At 68.5% G+C, this 18,114-nt stretch carries 15 protein-coding genes and 1 pseudogene; 6 read left to right on the top strand and 10 right to left on the bottom strand.

The window, feature by feature from the left end:
- Window positions 1-150 precede the first annotated feature (150 nt).
- Genes AB0D59_RS33795 through AB0D59_RS33765 form a run of 7 tightly spaced genes read right to left on the bottom strand, consistent with a single transcriptional unit; the run spans window position 151 to window position 5,899 of the window.
- The gene (locus AB0D59_RS33795; protein WP_362573779.1) at window positions 151-1,515 is read right to left on the bottom strand and encodes a cytochrome P450; all 1,365 of its coding nucleotides are present in this window, start codon (window positions 1,513-1,515) and stop codon (window positions 151-153) included.
- Window positions 1,512-2,831 carry a cytochrome P450 gene (locus tag AB0D59_RS33790; RefSeq protein WP_362573777.1) on the bottom strand — a complete coding sequence of 440 codons (1,320 nt, stop codon included), beginning with the start codon at window positions 2,829-2,831 and terminating at the stop codon, window positions 1,512-1,514. Before AB0D59_RS33790 ends, AB0D59_RS33795 begins: the two co-directional genes overlap by 4 nt.
- Complete coding sequence (locus AB0D59_RS33785) at window positions 2,828-3,361, bottom strand: ATP/GTP-binding protein (RefSeq protein WP_362573931.1); 534 nt, start codon at window positions 3,359-3,361, stop codon at window positions 2,828-2,830. Before AB0D59_RS33785 ends, AB0D59_RS33790 begins: the two co-directional genes overlap by 4 nt.
- Window positions 3,362-3,410: 49 nt before the next feature.
- A complete protein-coding gene (locus tag AB0D59_RS33780; RefSeq protein WP_362573774.1) occupies window positions 3,411-3,773 on the bottom strand; it encodes a DUF742 domain-containing protein in 363 nt (120 codons plus the stop codon).
- Window positions 3,770-4,246: a roadblock/LC7 domain-containing protein gene (locus tag AB0D59_RS33775; RefSeq protein WP_362573771.1), complete on the bottom strand. Its 477-nt coding sequence runs from the start codon at window positions 4,244-4,246 to the stop codon at window positions 3,770-3,772. The genes AB0D59_RS33780 and AB0D59_RS33775 overlap by 4 nt, the downstream gene beginning before the upstream one ends.
- The gene (locus tag AB0D59_RS33770; RefSeq protein WP_362573768.1) at window positions 4,233-5,669 is read right to left on the bottom strand and encodes an ATP-binding protein; all 1,437 of its coding nucleotides are present in this window, start codon (window positions 5,667-5,669) and stop codon (window positions 4,233-4,235) included. The genes AB0D59_RS33775 and AB0D59_RS33770 overlap by 14 nt, the downstream gene beginning before the upstream one ends.
- 35 nt (window positions 5,670-5,704) lie before the next feature.
- Entirely contained in the window at window positions 5,705-5,899 is a 195-nt protein-coding gene (locus AB0D59_RS33765) for a hypothetical protein (RefSeq protein ID WP_362573765.1), read from the bottom strand.
- An 856-nt stretch (window positions 5,900-6,755) separates the two neighbouring features.
- On the opposite strand from AB0D59_RS33765, the gene AB0D59_RS33760 reads away from it, so the two are divergent.
- The 4 genes from AB0D59_RS33760 (at window position 6,756) to AB0D59_RS33745 (ending at window position 11,332) form a co-directional block, all read left to right on the top strand.
- Entirely contained in the window at window positions 6,756-8,162 is a 1,407-nt protein-coding gene (locus AB0D59_RS33760) for a helix-turn-helix transcriptional regulator (protein ID WP_362573763.1), read from the top strand.
- Window positions 8,159-8,887, top strand: coding sequence for a haloacid dehalogenase-like hydrolase (locus AB0D59_RS33755; protein WP_362573760.1), 729 nt, complete (start codon window positions 8,159-8,161; stop codon window positions 8,885-8,887). Before AB0D59_RS33760 ends, AB0D59_RS33755 begins: the two co-directional genes overlap by 4 nt.
- 100 nt (window positions 8,888-8,987) lie before the next feature.
- A complete protein-coding gene (locus tag AB0D59_RS33750; protein ID WP_362573757.1) occupies window positions 8,988-10,460 on the top strand; it encodes a helix-turn-helix transcriptional regulator in 1,473 nt (490 codons plus the stop codon).
- Window positions 10,457-11,332 (top strand): aminoglycoside phosphotransferase family protein, encoded by an 876-nt coding sequence (locus tag AB0D59_RS33745; protein WP_362573754.1) that lies wholly within the window; start codon window positions 10,457-10,459, stop codon window positions 11,330-11,332. Before AB0D59_RS33750 ends, AB0D59_RS33745 begins: the two co-directional genes overlap by 4 nt.
- A 200-nt stretch (window positions 11,333-11,532) precedes the next feature.
- Here the strand turns inward: AB0D59_RS33745 and AB0D59_RS33740 are convergent, their stop codons facing one another.
- Window positions 11,533-15,690: a trypsin-like peptidase domain-containing protein gene (locus AB0D59_RS33740; protein WP_362573751.1), complete on the bottom strand. Its 4,158-nt coding sequence runs from the start codon at window positions 15,688-15,690 to the stop codon at window positions 11,533-11,535.
- 4 nt (window positions 15,691-15,694) lie between these two features.
- The gene (locus AB0D59_RS33735; RefSeq protein ID WP_362573749.1) at window positions 15,695-16,030 is read right to left on the bottom strand and encodes a CU044_2847 family protein; all 336 of its coding nucleotides are present in this window, start codon (window positions 16,028-16,030) and stop codon (window positions 15,695-15,697) included.
- A 263-nt stretch (window positions 16,031-16,293) separates the two neighbouring features.
- Here AB0D59_RS33735 and AB0D59_RS33730 point away from each other — a divergent pair, with 263 nt between their 5' ends.
- Window positions 16,294-16,902 (top strand): hypothetical protein, encoded by a 609-nt coding sequence (locus tag AB0D59_RS33730; RefSeq protein ID WP_362573746.1) that lies wholly within the window; start codon window positions 16,294-16,296, stop codon window positions 16,900-16,902.
- A 353-nt stretch (window positions 16,903-17,255) separates the two neighbouring features.
- Here the strand turns inward: AB0D59_RS33730 and AB0D59_RS33725 are convergent, their stop codons facing one another.
- Window positions 17,256-17,894, bottom strand: coding sequence for a hypothetical protein (locus AB0D59_RS33725; RefSeq protein ID WP_362573743.1), 639 nt, complete (start codon window positions 17,892-17,894; stop codon window positions 17,256-17,258).
- Here AB0D59_RS33725 and AB0D59_RS33720 point away from each other — a divergent pair.
- Window positions 17,895-18,074 (top strand): annotated as a pseudogene (locus AB0D59_RS33720) (hypothetical protein); the annotation flags it as partial.
- Between the last annotated feature and the right edge of the window lie 40 nt (window positions 18,075-18,114).

Genomic DNA, 18,114 nt, shown 5'->3' with positions numbered 1-18,114 from the left:
GAGCGCTCGGGAGGCGGAATGCGATGGCGTCCAGCTCCCGCCGCGCGTTGATCAACACCGTGGGCACGTCAGTGCCCGAAGTGGACGCGGCGGGAGTGGTGCTTGTCATGGGAGCGCTCCGTACGGTGCGGTAGAGGTGGAGGGACCAGGTCAGGCAGCGGGTGTATCGGCGGCGGGCCCGCGAGGTGGCGTTCGGTCGGGAGCCGTCAGCGGTGCGACCTGGACCGTGTGGTGGTCAGGGCTCGTGGGCGTGACCGGTGCACCGTCGAGGTGGACGGGGATCTGCTGGTGGCCGTTGGAGATGAACGAGGCGAGGGGGCGCAGGTTCTCGGCGGCCGTGGCCAGCGTGACGCGGGGGTACCGGCCGAAGAGGGATTCGAGCGCGATGCGGGCTTCGAGGCGGGCGAGGCCGGCGCCAATGCAGTAGTGCGCTCCCACGCCGAAGGACTGGTGGTTCTTGCGCGTGGGCCGGGTGACGTCGAAGCGGTCCGGGTCGGTGTGGATGCGGGCGTCGCGGTTGGCGGCGGCGTAGTTGATGACGACCAGGTCGCCGGCGTCGAAGGTCAGCCCCGTCTCCGCGTCGTGGATGTCGACGGTGGGGAAGCGGGGAAGGATGTTGGCGATCGGGGCCTGGTGGCGCAGGGTCTCGTCCACGACGTCGTCCATCGTGATGCTGGCGGTCTCGGCGGCGACGAGGGCGAGCTGGTCGGGGTGGGCCATGAGGTTGACCGCGGCGTGGTCGATGAGGTTGACCGTGGTCTCGTGGCCGGCGCCTATGAGGAGCAGGAGGCTGTCGATGAGTTCCTGGTGGGACAGGCGGGTGTCGGTGGCGGAGTCGTGGGCCTTGATCAGGTCGGTGGTGACGTCGTCTCCGGGCATCTCGCGCTTGGCGGTGACCAGTCCGTCCAGGGCCTTGTAGAGGGCGAGGTTGCGCGCCTCGGCTTCGGCCTCGGTGAGGTCGGTGGCGAAGGCGCCGCCGATCAGCTCGCGGAAGGTGTCGTGGAGGTTGTCCGGGACGCCCAGGAGGATGTTGACGACGCGCAGCGGCAACACCCAGGCGAAGTGCTCACGAAGGTCCACGGGGCTGCCGGTGCCCCGGTGGCGTTCGAGGTCGTCGAGAAGGGCGTGGGCGATGTCCTCGATGGCGGGGGCGAGCGCGCGGACGCGGCGGATCTGGAAGCCGGTGCCGATCAGGCGGCGCAGGCGCTTGTGCTCCGGTCCGTAGGCGCTCAGGGCGTTGCGGACCTGCGCCCACAGGCGAAGGGGCCACTTCTCCGGGATCTGCCCGTCGGTGAAGGCGGGCCAGTGCTGGTGGGCGTCCTTGGAGACGCGGTCGTCGAGGAGGAGGCGCTCGATGAGGCCCGGGTCGGTGACCGACCAGGCGGCGACGCCTCCGGGGAGTTCGATCCTGGCGGCCGGTCCGAGGGCGCGCAGCTGGCGTGCCTCGGCGTGAAGGTCGGAGCCCGAGGGGTCTATCGCGAACGGGCAGCTGGGCGTCGGGAGTTGAGTGGTCATCGCGGTCCTCTGCTGGGGTTCGGGACGATGGAGGTCGTGCGGGGGAAGGCGACGGGGAGATGTGCCCAGCCGCTCTGGAAGGTGCCGGGGCGGCGCACGAGTTGGGTGGGTTGGCAGGCGAGGGTGAGGTCGGGAATCCGGTCCAGGACGCGTTCGATGGCGGTCTCGGTGATGACGCGGGCGAGGTCGGGTGCCGGGCAGGCACGGATGCCCGCGCTGAAGGCGAGGTGCGCCCGGTTGCCCGAGCGTCGGTCGGAGCCGGCGGCGAGGGCGGGGTCGCTGTTGGCGGCAGCGAAGGACACCAGGATCGGGATACCGGAAAGCAGCCGGATGCCCTCGTAGGTGTGTTCTTCGCGCAGGTAGAGGGGGCAGTAGCTGGACACCGGCGGGTCGTCCCACAGCACCTGGTCGAGGGCGTCGGAGATGGGCCGGACGCCGGTGTGCAGGTCACCGCTGAACCGGTCGTCGGTGATGAGCAGGAGCACGGCGTTGGCGATCAGGTTGGTGCACGGGGTGGTTCCGGCCCCGATCAGCAGGAGGATCTGCTGGATCATCTCCTCGTCCGACAGCTGGGCCTGGTGGGACACGAGCCAGGAGGTGACGTCGTAGCCAGGCCGGTGCCGTTTGAGCCTCGTGAGGGCCAGGCAGGCTTCTTCGAGTTCGGTGTTCACCCGGGCCGCGTCCTGGGTGGTGTCGAACAGCCTGGCGATCGAGGTGACGATGGTCTGGCCGATGTCAGGCGGGCAGCCGAACATCTCGATCAGTACCTGCATGGGCAGGGGATCTGCGAACTCGGCGACCAGGTCGGGGTGTTCCTGGTCCATGAGGCGGTCGAGCAGGCTGTCGGCGATGCGGGCCACGCTGGCGGTCAGGGCGTGGGTGTCGACCCAGGAAAGGCTGTCGGTGACCGCGCTGCGCAGGCGGGTGTGGTCGTAGCCGTCGAGCCACAGCGCGTTCTTCCGCGGTCGCATCATCATCAGCGCGGGGGCGTCGGCGGGTACGCGTCCCTCGCGCAGGGCCTGCCAGTGGTGCGGGTCCTTGCGGAAGATGCTCGGGGTGTTGCGCAGCAGGTACAGGGCGGAGCGGTAGGTGGTGGTGATGTAGCCGTAGACCCCGTGGTCGATTTCGCACGGCGCGATGGGGCCCAACGCCCGGAGCCGCTCGTACGTCTGGCGCGGGTTCGCACTGAATTCGGGCCCGTGGATCGGTAGCGGCTGCTGCGGGGCGGCCGCGTGCGGGTATCCCGCCGTGCTGTAGGGGCAGCCGTTGGCCGCAGAAGGCCAGGGGGGCGTGGGCCCGGGAGATGGCATGGTCATCGGGTTGGCTCCGGCAACAGGGTGAGGAGGTAGGACACGAGGCTGATCAGGGCGTTCTTGGAGCTGGGCCGGTCGCGTGCGTCGAAGAACACCAGCGGGGTCTGCTCGGACAGGTCCATGGCGGCCCGCAGCTCGTCGACGGTGTGCCGCGGAGCGTCAGGGAACTCGTTGACCGCGATGGCGTAGGCCAGCCCGAGCTCCTCCACCGCGCCGATGACGGGATAGCTCTGCGCGAGGTGGCGCGTGTCCACCAGGACCAGCGCCCCGAGTGCGCCGTGGGCGAGGTGACGCAGGATGGGGAAGAACCGTTGCTGCCCAGGAGCGCCGAAGAGGTAGAGGACGAGTTCAGGGCTGAGGGAGAGCCGGCCGAAGTCGAGGGCGACCGTGGTCGCGTTCTTGTCCGGGCGCCCGTCCAGGTCGTCGACCGGGACACTGGCGGCGGTCATCACCTCCTCCGTCCGGAGGGGGCGGATCTCCGACATCGTGCCGATGACGGTGGTCTTGCCCACGGAGAAGGCGCCCGCGACCATGATCTTCACGATGGTCTCGTCACCGCGTAGATGGGTCCCCTCGGCGGGGTTAGAGCTTGCGGAGCCCCTCAAGGACTGCCTCCAATACCTCTCGGTCGGCCGCCTGGACGGCGTAGAACTTGCCGCTGGTGGTGATGTGGCCTCGTTCCATCAGGTCGGCGAGCAGGACCCGAAGGACACTGAGGGGAAGCACGAGATACGCCCCGATCTCGGCCACGGTCAGTGCTCCCGGCTGGCACAGCTCCAGCACGCGGCGCTGCTCCGGGGACAGCCCCGTTCGGTCCAGGCCGGGACCGGAGATGCGTACGGTCGTGACGAAGTCGAAGTGGTTGCGGCTCGGCTCGGAGCGCCCGCCCGTCACGACGTGCAGACCCACCAGCCCCGGCCCCCGGACACGCCGGGACGCGGTCATGACGCGGACGGTGCCGGTTGCCGTGGGGGAAGACCGAGGTAGTCGCCGATGCGGTCTACGACCTTCTCCATCTGGTACGACACGGCCTCGACGTCCGCCTTCTGGCTCATGGCCACGGCCAGGTACGTGCCGGCGCGGGCGGCGATGATGATGATGTACGCCTGCTCGTACTGGATCAGCGTGCGCTGCCACGGGCCGGCGGAGAAGGGCTCGTCCTCGCTGCTCCTCGGCTTGCTGGCGAACTCGGTCGACTCCTGGCTGACGGCCTGCAGTCCGGTGACGGCCGCGGCCACCCGCTCGGACATGGCCCTGGGGATGTCCTGGCTGCGGTCGATGTCCTTGGAGCACACGACCGGCAGTCCGTCGGCCGACAGCACCATGGCGCGCAGGACACCCCGCTGCGCGAGGAGTTCCTCATCGAGCATCCAGCCCAGCCCGCTCAGCATGTCGAGCTTCTTGTTAACGGTCGTCATCGGTGTGCTTCCCTTCGTCGGGGAGGTGGGAGCCCGGGCCTGTGGGTTGGCCGCCCTGGGTGCCAGCGCGTTCGACGCCGCGCAGGAAGGCGCCCACGGCACGGCCGCCGTCACTCGGGGTCTGGGTCTCGTGAACAGGGGAGGCGGCATGCCGGGGCCTGGCGCCTTGCCGGGTGCGCTGCGGGAGGCCGCTGTCGGCGCGCGTCGGATACCGCGGCGGAACATCAGGGGCTGAGGCCTGTTCTGCCGGCGGCGCCGAGGCGCGGTTGGTGACGGGCGGGTGCGTTCGTGCTTGCTCGGCGGCTTTCGGTACGTCCGCGAGGGGCACCAGCAACTCCTGTGGAATGAACACCCAGGCCCGAACACCGCCGGTGGCGGATACCTGATCGGCACCCGCCCGGAAGCCGTAACGGTCGGCGTACTGTCCAGCCGTCACGAACCCGAGCTGGGGCGGGTTACGCATCTGGGTGATCCAGATCTGCTGGCCACCGGAGAGCAGCAGGCCGGCGTTCGCGCGGTTCTCGGGCGTCATCCCGATACCCGCGTCGTCGATGAACACGGTCACCCCGTTGGCTGCCGAGACGTACCAGACCTGGACCTTGGTGCCCGGCTCGGAGTGACGGGCCGCGTTGTCGAGCAACTCGGCCAGACTCAGCACGATGGGTTCCACCGCCCGGCTGGTCACGGCGAAGGGGGCCTCGCCGGTGATCTCGATGCGGTCGTAGTCACGGATTCGCGAGACGCCGCCGCGCACGACATCGATCAGGGGTGCGGGGTCGCGCTGGCGCCCGGGCCAGGAACCGATCAGCACGCTGAAGGCCTGAAGACGCCGGGCCAGCTGGTTGCCACCGTGGGAGATCTCGATCGCGTCCGCGAGCACTTTCGGGTCGTGGTGACGCTCGACCATGGCTTCCACCGCGCCCTGCAACTCGTTCACGAGCGGCTGGATGGCACGGATGAAGGTGCCCAGAGTCGTGCGGGTCACGTTCTCCGCGCGGTCGGCGGACTGGACCGTCGTCTCGTGCACCGTGCGCAGGACTTCCGCCAGAGCCCGGCCGAACTCGCCTTTGCTGAGTTCCGGGTGGAGCGAGGGCGGAGCCGCTGCCTGCTGGCCGCTCAGCACGGTGTGGATCAGGTGGGGCACCTGCTGCTGAGCGAGATGCCGCACCTCGTCGTCACGGGCTTCGACCGCGTGCCGTTCCATCCGCAAGGACGTCTCCAGGCTGGCGACGCGACGCTCTCCGTCGAGCGACGCGGCACGAAAGCGCACGGCCACGACCACGGCTGCGACAGCAGCCAGGGCCAACAGCCAAAGGACCGGATCCAATACGCGCGAGGTCATCAAATCCCCGAAGTAGAAAGAAAGGTTGGCGATGGGGAGGCATCGGTCCCCCGATGCCACGCGGTGCAGGACGAATGACACATCTGCGATTCAGCCCGGCGGCGTGAAACCGACGGCTAGAAACTGATCTTCCCGACGATCTGGGCAAGGCTCGTCACGGCCTGCGTGACGGTGGGCGCGATCGAGGAGTCGGCGAGGTAGAAGCCGAACAGCGTGCAGACGACCGCGTGGCCCGCCTTCAGCCCGCTCTTCTTGACGAGCAGGAAAGTGATGAACCCCAGCAGGACGACGGCCGAGACACTAACCGCCATGCCGGACCTCGACGTTCCGTACCCCGGCGGACCGCGTCAGGGACAGCCAGTGAAGGAGCGCGGACGCGTGGGTGCTCGTGTTCCGCGGGCCGGGCGGAAACAGCCACACCCCCGAGCAACGCGACTGCGGCGTCGGCGGTTCGCGGGTCGAGCACTCCCAGACACCCGGGCGGCACAGCGTCTGTGGAGCGTGCCACCGGTAGGCGGTGTCCGACTCGACGGGGATGTGCATCCTGGCGTGCGACTCACAGCAGAAAACCGGGCCCACCGAAAGGCCGTCCTGCCGGACGCCCTCCACCGCACGGAGCCCCACCCCGAGCCCGACCTGCACGACGTCCACGGCGCCCAGCCGTGGCCTCGGGAACGCCGCCAGTTGAACCCCCCAGCTCAACTCGGACTGCGTGGGAGACGGCGACCGCGCCTGCGACAGCACGGGCCAGCCGGGCGGAGAGCTCCAACCGTGCGACGGCTCCACGGGACCCGCCGGCCCCTGCGGCTGGAAGTGATCAGAAGCAACGCCAACTCGACCTGAAACGAACATCATCGGGAGACTCCTGTGCGTCCGAACGGACCGACTGAGCCGCTCGTCCGGGCGACTTCTGCCACCGGAGCGGGGGGCTGGCCCCCAAGACTGTTCACTGAACAGTGATTACGCACATGCCGAAGGTGATATCACTAAGGTGATTCCGGCTCCGCGAAATGAAGTCCGGAGAACCGCACATCTCGCTCGGGGGAGGGAAGGGTGCCTCGCCAGGCACAACGGCGTTGTGATCGATGCGGCTGCTCCCTGAGCCAGTACAACCCGGATTCCCTGTGCGCTTCCTGCGCCCGCTCGCAACCCAGGCAAGCCCATTTCATGCCGTTCATCCCGGAGTATGTCTGGACGGACAACGAAGTCCGAAGTGCCCTTGGCAACTGGGATTTCAGCCGGGCCAGCCGTCTCATCCGGCTCCGAAGCGGCCTTCGCCAGGAGGACATGGCCCAGCTCACCGGGATGAGCCAGTCCTTCCTGTCCATGTTGGAGTCGGGCAACCGACGGCTCACCAACATCGACAAGATCATCGAGTTCCTGACAGGCCTCGGCGTGCCGTCCGACCTGGTCGCCCTCCCTCTGCCACATGCTCACGGCCCAGCCCAGCAAGCACCGCAGGTCCCGTTCGCCGGCGACGCCGATCCGAGCCTCCCCTGGACCTCGGCCCGTATGGTGGAAGCACTGAACAGCGCGGTGGGAGGCAACGCGATGAACCGTCGACGATTCCTCACCGCGAGCGGCATCGCCCTCACCACCTTCGTCAACGCCTGGGACACCGCCGAAGCCGAGCCTCTGACCAGGGCAGCAGAGGGGAGCCAGCTCACCGGCGACCTCCTGGACGCCCTGCAACGCACCACCGACAGCCTCCGCACCATGGACGCGAGCGACGGCAGCGGAACCCTCACAGCTCTCGGGAACAGCCACCTCCAATTCCTCAAGCACCTGCTGGAGGAGACGTCGTACGACGAGGAGACCGGACGCCGCCTGGCTGCGATCATCGCCGACACCGCCACGCAGACCGGCTGGTTCGTCTTCGACTCCGGCGACCGGGACCGTCCACTCAGTTACCTGTACGCGGCCCTGCGCGCGGCGAAAGCCTCACAGGACGTACGGCTCGGGGCCGGTGCCCTGTCCTACATAGCCATCCACGGCTACTCCACCGGGGCCCCGCACCATGCCGTGGCCGCGGCCCAGCGTGCCCGGGACAGGGTCAGGCACCTCGGTACACCGGCACTCGAAGCCATGCTCCTGACGCGGCAGGCCCGCGGGCACGCCAAACTCGGCGAACGCCAAGCCGCCCTCACCGCGCTCGGACGTGCGGCCGAACTCAGCGCCCAGGGCCGCTCCGAACACGATCCACACTGGCTGTACTGGGTGAACGAGGGCGAGATCCACGGCCAGACCGGCAGTTGCCACCTCGACCTCGGCGACCCGAGCAGCGCCGCCGTCAGCTTCACCAAGGCACGGCAGGCACTCAACCCGGCGGACCACCGGACCCGGGGCCTATTCCTCTCGCGTGCCGCCACCGCCCACGTCGAGCAAGGTGACGTAGAAGCCGGGGCCGCTGCGGCGCACGAGGTGCTCGACCTGGCCGCGAAGCTCCGGTCGGCCCGGTTCGACAGCCACGTCGCGGACATGATCCATGGGCTCCGTCAGGTCGCCCACAGCCCGTACGCTCAGGACGTACTGGAGCGTCACGCCGCCATGCCGGCAACAGGGAGCCGAATTTGACCGCCGCACCTCGGACCCTCGTCCTGTGGGACATCGACCGCACCCTGTTGTACGTCGGCGACATCGACAGGCAGGTCTACCGGGAGACCTTCGCCGAGATCGTCGGTCGCCCCGCGGAGCGCCTCCCGGCACGAGGTACCGGCGTCACCATGCCCCTGGCGATCCGCTCCCTCCTGACGGACAACGGCGTCCCCGAGGCAGAGGTGCCGCACCTGTTGCCGCGCATGGTGGAACTCCTCCCCCGACGTCTCGCCGCGCACACGGAAGACCTTCGCCAACAAGGTGTCCTCCTGCCCGGAGCCGTCTCCGCCCTCAAGAACGTGCAGGCCCAACTGGGATACGTACCGACGGTGGTCACGGGAAACCTCAAGCCCAACGCCCTCCTGAAGCTCCAGGCGTTCGACCTCACCGGCTTCCTGGAGACCGAGATCGGGGGGTACTCGTCCGACAACGACCACCGCCCGAGCCTCGTAGCCGTCGCCCAGACGCGCGCTCAGGCCAAGTACGGCACACGCTTCTCCCGCTCCAACACGGTCATCATCGGCGACTCCCTCGAAGACGTCCGCACGGGCCTCGAAGGCGGAGCACCCGTGATCGCGGTCGCGTCCGGTAAGACCCCCGCCGTCGATCTGGCGGCGGCCGGAGCCGACGTCGTACTCGACAGCCTCGAAGACGTTCCGCGACTCCTGGAAGCGATCACGACACTGACCCGCTCCGGCCTCTGAGCACACCCCGCCGCCCACCGGCTGGGGTATCACCGGCGTGATACCCGCCCGCGAGCGCCCGCACGTACGCTGCCGTCCGCAGACCAGGAACGGGGGCGCGATGCCGAGGAACCCTCGCACATGCGCCGGCTGCGGATGCCGGTTGAGCCAGTACAACCTCGACGAACGGTGCGCGGCATGCGCCCGTACCAAGGGGTGGGAACCGCAACCAGTCCGGAGCATCCCGGACGTGGTGTGGACCGACCGCGACATCCAAACCGCCATCACGGCCTGGGACTTCGGCCGCGCAAGCCGACTCATCCGGGAGCGGGCCGGTCTTCGGCAAGAGGATATGGCGTCCATGGCCGGCCTGAGCCAGGGCTTCCTGTCGATGCTCGAAGCCGGCAGTCGTCGTCTCACGAACCTCGACAAGGTCGCCCGGTTCCTCGACGGCATCGGCACGCCGGACGCCCTGCTGGCTCCGCCTTTCCGCGAACAGGGGCCGTACGACGTCTCCGTCCCCGCACAGATCGGATGGGCGCCCGTCGACGTGTCCCTCGGCGTGACCGAGACCACCGACCTGAACCAGTTGGCGGCCCAGGCCGCCGCGCAGTCCGTGCACTTCGCGGATGACATCACGAAGAGCAACGTGAGTGAAGTGGAACTCGAAGGGATCGAGGCCACCCTCGCCCGGATCGCCGGCGACTACGTCCACGCACCGCTGCACCGGATCTTCGCGGACCTCGTGTCCACACGCGATCATCTCTTCGGCCTGTTGAACGGCCGCCAGCCTCTCGGCCAGACCAGAAGCCTCCTCCTGCTCGCCGGCACCAGCTCCCTGCTGCTCGCTCACGCGTCGCAGAACCTGGGCGCCGAGGACGCCGCCGTCGCACAGTTGCAGACGGCCTGGACGTTCGCCGAACAGTCCGATCACAACGACCTGCGAGCCTGGGTGAAAGGCACGGCCGCCCTGATTGCCGAGTGGTCGTCGCGAAGGCAGACAGCTCTCGACTACACACGGCAGGCGGCCCTGCTGTCCCCTGGTGGAGAAACCCGTATCCGGATAGCGGCGATCGAAGCCCGGGCGGCGGCGCGTATCGGCGACCGCCGGACTGCCACGGCCGCCGTCGAGGAACTCAAACGGGCCCGGGACCGGCATGGGGCTCCAGACGCGCTGACCCGGTTCGGAGGCCTGCTCACGTTCCCAGAGGCGAAGCAGCACTACTACATCGGCGGAACATTCGCGCTCCTTGGGGAGCACCGACTTGCCGAGCAGCACGCGACCACGGCCGTCGAACTCTACGAGGCCGGCCCTCCCGAGCAGCGGTCGTACGGCGATGAGGCCCTGGCGCGCCTCGACATCGCGACAGCGCGCATCACTGCAGGGGAGATCGAGGGAGCCGGAGAGCAACTTCGGCCCGTCCTGGATCTGCCGGCGGACCGACGCATTCGGCAGGTCGGCGACGCCGTGCAGTCAGTGGCTAGGCTGTTGGAGCATCCACGGTTCGCCCGGAACCTCGTCGCGCGTGAACTCTCCGACGCGGCCCGCGGCTACCAGGCGATAGACACCCGAACGAAGGTCCTTGCCCCATGACGACGACGGTCTCTCCCGAGTCCGCCGCCCGCATGGCCTGCCGAGCGTCAGGCCTGGCAGACCACTCACTAACCCGACTCCACGACCACGCCACGGCCGTGTTCCTCCTCTCCGACGAAGGCATCGTCGTACGCGTCAGTCCCGTCTCCCAGCGGCCACGTCTCGATACGGCGGTGTCGCTGACCCGCTGGCTCGTCGCGAACGGCTTCCCGGCGACAGAGCCCGCGGATCTCCCCCAGCCGCTCGTCTACGCTCCGCATGCGGTGACGTTCTGGCACCACTACCCGCAGCCAGAAGGCAGCGGGCCACCGGCCGGCTCTTTGGGCGACCTGCTACGGGAATTCCACTCCTTGCCGATGCCGCCGATCCAGCTTCCCCGGTTTCAGCCCCTCACCTCACTCAAGAGCTCCGTGGAGTCGAGCAGCTACCTGACGTCGGTCCAACAGGAGTGGTTGGCGGCGCGGCGGGAGGAGCTTCTGGACAGCTACGGCAAGCTCGACTTCCCTCTGGGCCAGGGTCACATCCACGCCGACGCCTATCCCGGAAACACGCTCTGGAGTAGTGACGGCGTGCGGCTCGGCGACTGGGACGAGGCAGCGTTCGGCCCTCGCGAGATCGACCTGGCCAACACCTTCCAAGGGGTCCGTTTCGGACGCACTGCCGCAGACCTCGACGAATTCAGCCGTCGGTACGGATACGACATCCGGCAGTGGGATGGACTGCCCGTCCTGCGAGCGATTCGGGACCTGCACACACTCGGCGCCTTCATACGACGCGCGGATCGGGGGGACGAGGCGGCCGGAAAGCAGCTTTCACACCGAATCGCGACGCTCATGGACGGGAGGGAAACGGCCTCGTGGAGTACGGCCTGATCGTGGGCTTTCGGGAATCGGCCGATGGCGGCACATCTCACACAACTTCGTCGGGCAGCAGTGATGCACGCCTTGGACCATGTCAACCCTCACGTAGTTGGTTCTGAAGGCAATTCAGTGAAGGATCACCCTGGCGTACAGCATGAACGCGGAAGCCGTAGAACCGGGATTCACAGCTTGTTGCAGGCACGAGGCCGGAGTCACGGGCACACTCGCCCGACTCTCCTTCCTGGCAGAAAACCTTCCCGTTCGTCCTGGCTGAGATCGCGGCCGACGTTCCCGCAGACGGTATGGACAGCCTCTCCCAGCTCGGGAAGGCCGGTGTCCCACAGACGTACGGTTCGGTCGCTGCCGACGGAGGCGAGGATGCGGCCGTCAGGGCTGAACACCACGGACCACACCGGACCCGTGTGGCCGGTGAGCGTGGCACGCACCTGCCCCGTGCCCGCGTCCCACAACCGCACTGCCCCCTCGTCGCCGCCGGTGGCGAGCGTACGGCCGTCCGGACTGAACGCCACCGAACGCACCGGACCGGTGTGACCCGTGAGCGTGGTACGGGTCCTGGTGGCGGCGATGTCCCACAACCGAGCGGTCAGGTCCTCGCTCGCCGTGGCAACGGTGCGGCCGTCCGGACTGAACGCCACCGCGTCGACCGCGTTCGTATGCCCGGTGAACGTGGCTCCGGGCCTGCCCGTGGCCACGTCCCACATCTGCACGGCGTTGTTGCCGAGGGCGGTGGCAAGGCTGTGGCCGTCCCGACTGAACGCCACCCCGTTCACTCTGAAGCCCGCCCCTTGGGTGACAGGGATGGAGACGCGGACCTTGTGGGTGGCCACGTCCCACAGTTGGGCGGTGTTGTTGTCGGTACCGGTGGCAAGCGTACGGCCGTCCGGGCTGAAGGCGACCGAGTCCACGGCCCCGGCTTGACCGGGCAACGTGCTGCGGATTCTTCCGGAGGGCACGTCCCACATGCGCACCGTCTGGTCATCGCTGCCGCCGGCGACGATGCGTCCGTCCGGGTTGAACGCCAGCGACGAGAAAGACCCGGCATTCCGGGCCAGAGTGCCGCGGGCTCGTCCTGATGCCACATCCCACAAACGCACCGTCTGGTCGTCGCTGCCGGTGGCGAGGAGGCGCCCATCCGGGCTGAAGGCGGCGGCCCTGACGGTAGCGGTATGACCGGTGATGGTCTTGCGTGCTCTGCCGCTTAGCAGGTTCCACAGGCGGGCGGTCTTGTCGTCGCTCCCGGTGGCGAGGGTATGGCCGTCCGGACTGAACGCCACCGCCTCCACTGCGTTCGTGTGCCCGGCGAGGACAGCGCGGTTGGCGCCGGTTGCGACGTCCCACAACCGTGCGGTCTGGTCCGCGCTCCCGGTGGCGAGGGTGTGCCCGTCCGGACTGAACGCCAGTGCCCAAGCCTCAGCCGAATGGCCGGACAAGGTGAGACGGGTGGTGTGAGTGGCAACGTCCCACAGCCGTGCCGTCTGGTCCGCACTCCCGGTGGCGAGGAGGCGCCCGTCCGGACTGAACTTGGCGGGCCAGACCGGCGCTGTGTGGCCTCGGAGGACGACCGACGCCTGATGAGTGGTCACGTCCCACAGCCGGGCGGTGTCGTCCTTGGAGGCGGTGGCAAGCGTGCGGCCGTCCGGACTGAAGGCGACCGAGTACACCCAGTCGGTGTGGCCGCGCAGGATGGCACCGGGCTTACCGGTGGCCGTGTCCCACAGCCGAGCGGTGTCGTCGTTGGCACCGGTGGCGAGCGTGCGGCCGTCCGGGGCGAACGCCACGGAGTTGAGGCCGTCGGTGTGGCCGGAGAGGACTCTGCGGAGACGTCCCGTCGTCACGTCCCACAGGCGGGCCGTCCGGTCAGTGCTGCCTGTGGCGATGGTGCGCCCGTCAGGGGAGAACGCGACCGACCACACCGCGTCGCTGTGGCCCCTGAGCACGGTCCGGGTTCTGCCGGTGCGGCTGTCCCACAAGCGAGCCGTGCCGTCCGTACTGCCGGTGGCGAGCGTGCGGCCGTCCGGGCTGTACGCGACCGAGTACACCTCTCGCTCGTGGCCCGTGAGTGTCCGGTGCAGCGGCAGGGCAGCGGCGTCCTGCAGACTCGCGGAGGCTTCGGGGGTGTGGCTCGTGCGGTAGGCCTGGACGGCCAGCAGGGATGCCAGGTCGGGATTGCTCTGGATCAGCTGACCAGACTTGACGGCGATCTGCCGTGACAGGTCGGCCTGCTGCTCTGCCCTGGCCCTGCGCCACTGCCACGCCGCTCCCCCGGCCGCGATCAGTACGAGGGCCAGCACGCATGCCAGGACGGCGTTGAGGCGCCTGCTGCGTCGGATGACCTCCTGCTGGCGTTGCCGACTGACGGTCAGATACGCGGTGATCTCCCCCGGCAAATGGCGTTGTTGCGCCCACTCCAGGCCCTCGGCGAGCGCTGTCCCGGTCAGCAGGTCGCCGGGGTCGGACGTTTCGTCCCAGCGGGCTCTCGCGGCGCGGGCATGTTCCAGCCAGCCCTGGAAGCGGTGGTCCTGGCGGACCCATTCGTGCAGGGTGCCCCAGTCACGGATGAGTGCGTCGTGGATCAGTTCGGCCACCGGATGCGCCGAGGTCGTGTCGGCGTCCTGCGACGTGTCCGGCGCGTGCGTGGTGACGATGCGGTGCGCGGTCAGGGCGGCGAGGACCTCGTCGAAGTCGCCGTCGTTCTCCGGATCGCGGTTGGGATCGGTCGCCAGGTCGCGAAGCTCGCGCAAAGGGACCTGCGCGCGGACGGCGGGAATGTGGTGGACGGGATCCGCGGGTCGCACCAGTGAGGTCAGGATGCGCTGGGCGATGGGACGCTGGCGCGGCGGAAGCCGGTCCAGGGCGGTGTCCGCCCAGGTGGCGAGGCTGCCCGTCACTCCGCCGATGCGCTGGTAGGCCTCGTGGGTGAGGAAGCCCTCGTGGCGTCTCAGCCACAGCTGGCTCAACGCCACCTCCACCAGGGGGAGCACGGTGGCCGTTGCCTGGCCGGCGGCCGTACCTTCGGGGCTGGTGGTGAGCACGTCGGTGACGATGAGCCCCGGCAGTCCAGGGTCGAAGTGTGCGCCCGCCTCGCGGGCGGGCAACGTGGCCATGTCGTGCAGTTCGTGCTTGCTGAGCACCGCCGGTACGTTGAGGAGTCCCGGCATCGCCGCTTCCAGCAGCTGTGGAGCCACGGCGGCGAGCCGAGGGTAGAAGTCGTCACGCATGACGAGGAGCACGTTGAGTCGATGGTTGGCCTCCAGCGCCTCAGTGATCTGACTGGTGACGCCCTGGCGGCCGTCCGGTGCGCCGACGCTGCTTTGTGTGAGCAGTTCCTCGAACTGGTCGACGACGAGCAGGAGGCGCTGCGCAGTGGGATGCGCCGCGAGTGCACGGGCCACGGCCCCGGAAAGCCCATCGGTGCCGGCTTCGGAGAGCCCCGCTCGCACCCATTCTGCCGCCAGGTCCTGCCTGGGACGGACAAGCAGGGGAAGCCAGCTGTCGCTGCCCGGCAGTTCGCCGCTGGCCAACGCCGGCAGAACACCGGCGTGGATCAGGGAGGTTTTGCCCGAACCGGAGGGCCCCAGCAGAATGGTCAACCGTCGTTGCCGCGCGAGGCCCGCCAGCACCTGCCGTACCGCCTCCGCTCTGCCATGGAACCACCGAGCATGTTCGGCGTGGAACGGCTCCAGTCCCCGGTAGGGAAACAGTTCCTCCTCGGTCAGCTCGGGCCGGATCTCTCGCAGAACCTGCTCAGGAGTCACGTAGGCGATGCCCTGCCCTCTCGCGTAGACGTCCGGAGAGGTGATCTCGGTGAGCATCCCGATGACTAGCCCGGTCACCTCGTCGAGCACAGGCGCCCCGCTGAACCCGGTGGTCAAGTCGTTGGCGGCGGTCAACTGCAGACAGAGTCCCCGGCTCCCGGTGGCACGCAGCAGATCGCCACACACACCGAAGCCGAAATGCCCGCCCGGTGGGGCCTGAGCGGGAAAGCCGAATGAGCGCACCTGGTGGCCGCGGCAACCTTCGGCGGAGCCCAGAGGCAGCGCCGTCACGCCTGGTGGCGTACCTGTCAGGCGCACCACGGCGACGTCGTCCCCGTCCGGGGAGCGCCATGACTCCCCCACGACCCGCCCCCTTACCCGAGGAGCGCCTTCCACCTGCGGAAAAACCAGTTGGACCGTCCCCCCAGGGCCGGGCCCGGCGGCGAGCACGACGTGCGCGCAGGTCACCAAGAGATCCTCAGCCACCAGGAACCCGGCTCCCGTCACCTGGCCCGATCGCCCGATGATCTGGGCCACAGCAGTGCGCAACTCTCGTGCGCGTCTGCTTACCCAGCCCGACTCCGGCGCGTTCATACGATCATCCCAATTTCCCGTCATCGCCGGAGGCCGGGAGATCGTTCGCCCACCGTACGGTCACGTGCAGGTGAGCATGCGCGCCCGCCCTGGTGATGACCGCCCCAGCCTCCACCGCGAGGTCGACACCGAACTCGACGGCGAGTTCATGAGGACCGGCGCTGCGCAGGGCTACCGCTGCGGCGCGAGCCGCAGCGGTGATCGGCCCCAACGCCTCCTGGAGACTTCCCGGCAGGTCATGGACGACTTCGCCGACACGACCCGCCTTGACGGGCCCCTCCACCGTGGACGATGCCTCGACCAGGACGCAGCCTCCGTCCTCCAGTGGAATCCGAGCCAAGTGAACCAAGACACCTCCTCCATCGCCGCTCCGGCCGACTCTTCAAACATGGAGAGAAGCAAAAGTCCGGTTGCCGACTATGCGGACAAGACGTCGCCGGCAGGGACGCCAACCTGATCGTGCTCCAATCCGGCACGCGACGCACCTCCCTGTAGGCCGTTCGCGGACCGTGTCAGGTCGACGCCATCGGGCGATCCAGAACGCATCCTGCGGTTTCCAGTCCACGTCTCGACGGCCACGTAACAGAGCGTCATCATTGATCCATGACCGCGCTCAGCCTCGCCCGGCGGCTCGCCGACCACATGCAGCGCTTTCTCGGCGATGGCCCGTTTCTCCAGACCGGCGGATGGACCCACATGGGTGCTGTCATCTGCGACGCCAGCTTTCATGCTCGCTGCAAGTACGAGGCGACCCTCCGGCCACGACTCCTGCGGCTTCAAACGGACTGGCCCGATGCGGCAACCGTCCACGGCTTCCAGAGACGACTCGCTACAGAAGACCTTGCCGTCGCCATGAACTTCAACCACTCCCGGAAGGTCGCGACGGCCCACGCCATCACCGACCTGCTGGCTGCCAAGGGGGTCGACACCCGCGACGAGCTCCACGCATGGCTCGACCACGAGACCAATCGCGCCGCTCTACGCACCGTGAAGGGGGTGGGACCGAAGAGCGTCGACTACATCGGCAATCTTGTCGGCCGTTCGCAGGTCGCCGTCGACGTACATCTACGCGCCTTCGCTGCGGACGCCGGTGTACCGCACCTCCGCTACGAAGAGCTGCGAGCCGTGTACGAGGGGGCCGCCGCACTTCTCGGCCACGACCAGGGAGGACTGGAGCACGCCGTCTGGCGGTACAAGTCCGGGCCGGTGTAGCCGATACCTGCGCCAACCACCCACAACCAGTTTTGCGCTCTGTCTGTGGCAGTGCGCCTCAAGCCCTCTGGTGAGCCCGGAACGGCTCAGAACCAGGAGAGGTCCCGCCGCCTGGATGGCGGCGGGACCTCGGTGGCTGACCGGCCCTCGGCGCGCAGTCTAGGTCTGGGGCTCCTCTCCGCACAGCAGGTCGTGGGCCTCTCTGACTCCCGGGTAAGTTCCGGGCTCGCGACCGTACTTGATCATGCCCTGGCTCTTTCCGTACCAGGTGGTGACGGTGCCGTACACCGGCTTGTCGGTGTTGGCGGCGCCGGAAGACCGGTAACTTAATGTCGGCTGAGCCTTCCTGCCCGTCAGCTGGACCTGGCGGCCTGTGCTCGTTCCGCAGCAAGTAGACGGTCGAGGTTGTCCCGCGCGCTTTCGAGCGCAGTGAGGATCTGCGCGCGGGTCTGGTCGAAGTGGGAATCAACCTCGATGCCGAGGTCATGCCGCAGCGTGACCCGCAACAGGTAGACACCATCGGACAACGGACCGCTGAACCATTCCTTGGCCCGCTGGTACACCTCGTCGAGGTCTCGGCTGCCCGGCAGGTGTTTCACAACTGTGTACCCGACACCGAGCGATCTGTTCAGCGTCGAGGCGACCTCCAGGACACTCTTCGCCAGCGCCATCTGGGCCCGGGAGTACTGGTCGGCCCAGGCCTCCTTGGCGGCGTCGAGAACTGCCGGATCGAAACTCTCGCCACGTTCGGACGCCAGGACGGCGTCTCGGGCGGCGACCCGGTAAGCGCGGGCGGTGGTGTTGAGACGGGCATAGAGATCACGCTTCGCCTGCAGCGCTCGCTCATCACGCTCGTGCTCCCGCTCACGATCCGCACGCCGGTTCTGCTCCGCTGCTTCGGCGCGGCTTGCACGCTGGCTGAGCACCGCTCCACCCAGAGTCCCGCCCAACGTTCCTCCGACGCTGATGAGCGCGACCGCAAGTGTCGTCACATCCAACAGAAACCCTCTCCACCAGAGGCTTCGCATGCTTGCCTATCAGTCTGGGCCGACGTGTCCAGCTCCGCCTTGCGCTTTCTGTCAGCACAGCTGCGGGCCCCACCGCCAGCGGCGCGGACCCGCTGGCGACGTCTGGGCGCCGCCCCCCAGGCTCGGGTTGCCCCTTCTACCCTCTGCCAGCACGGACCGTATATCTCTCGGGTTATATCACCCA

The organism is Streptomyces sp. NPDC048417 (assembly GCF_040651615.1).
In the GTDB taxonomy this organism is placed as follows: domain Bacteria; phylum Actinomycetota; class Actinomycetes; order Streptomycetales; family Streptomycetaceae; genus Streptomyces.
This window is presented reverse-complemented; position numbering and strand designations above follow the sequence as displayed.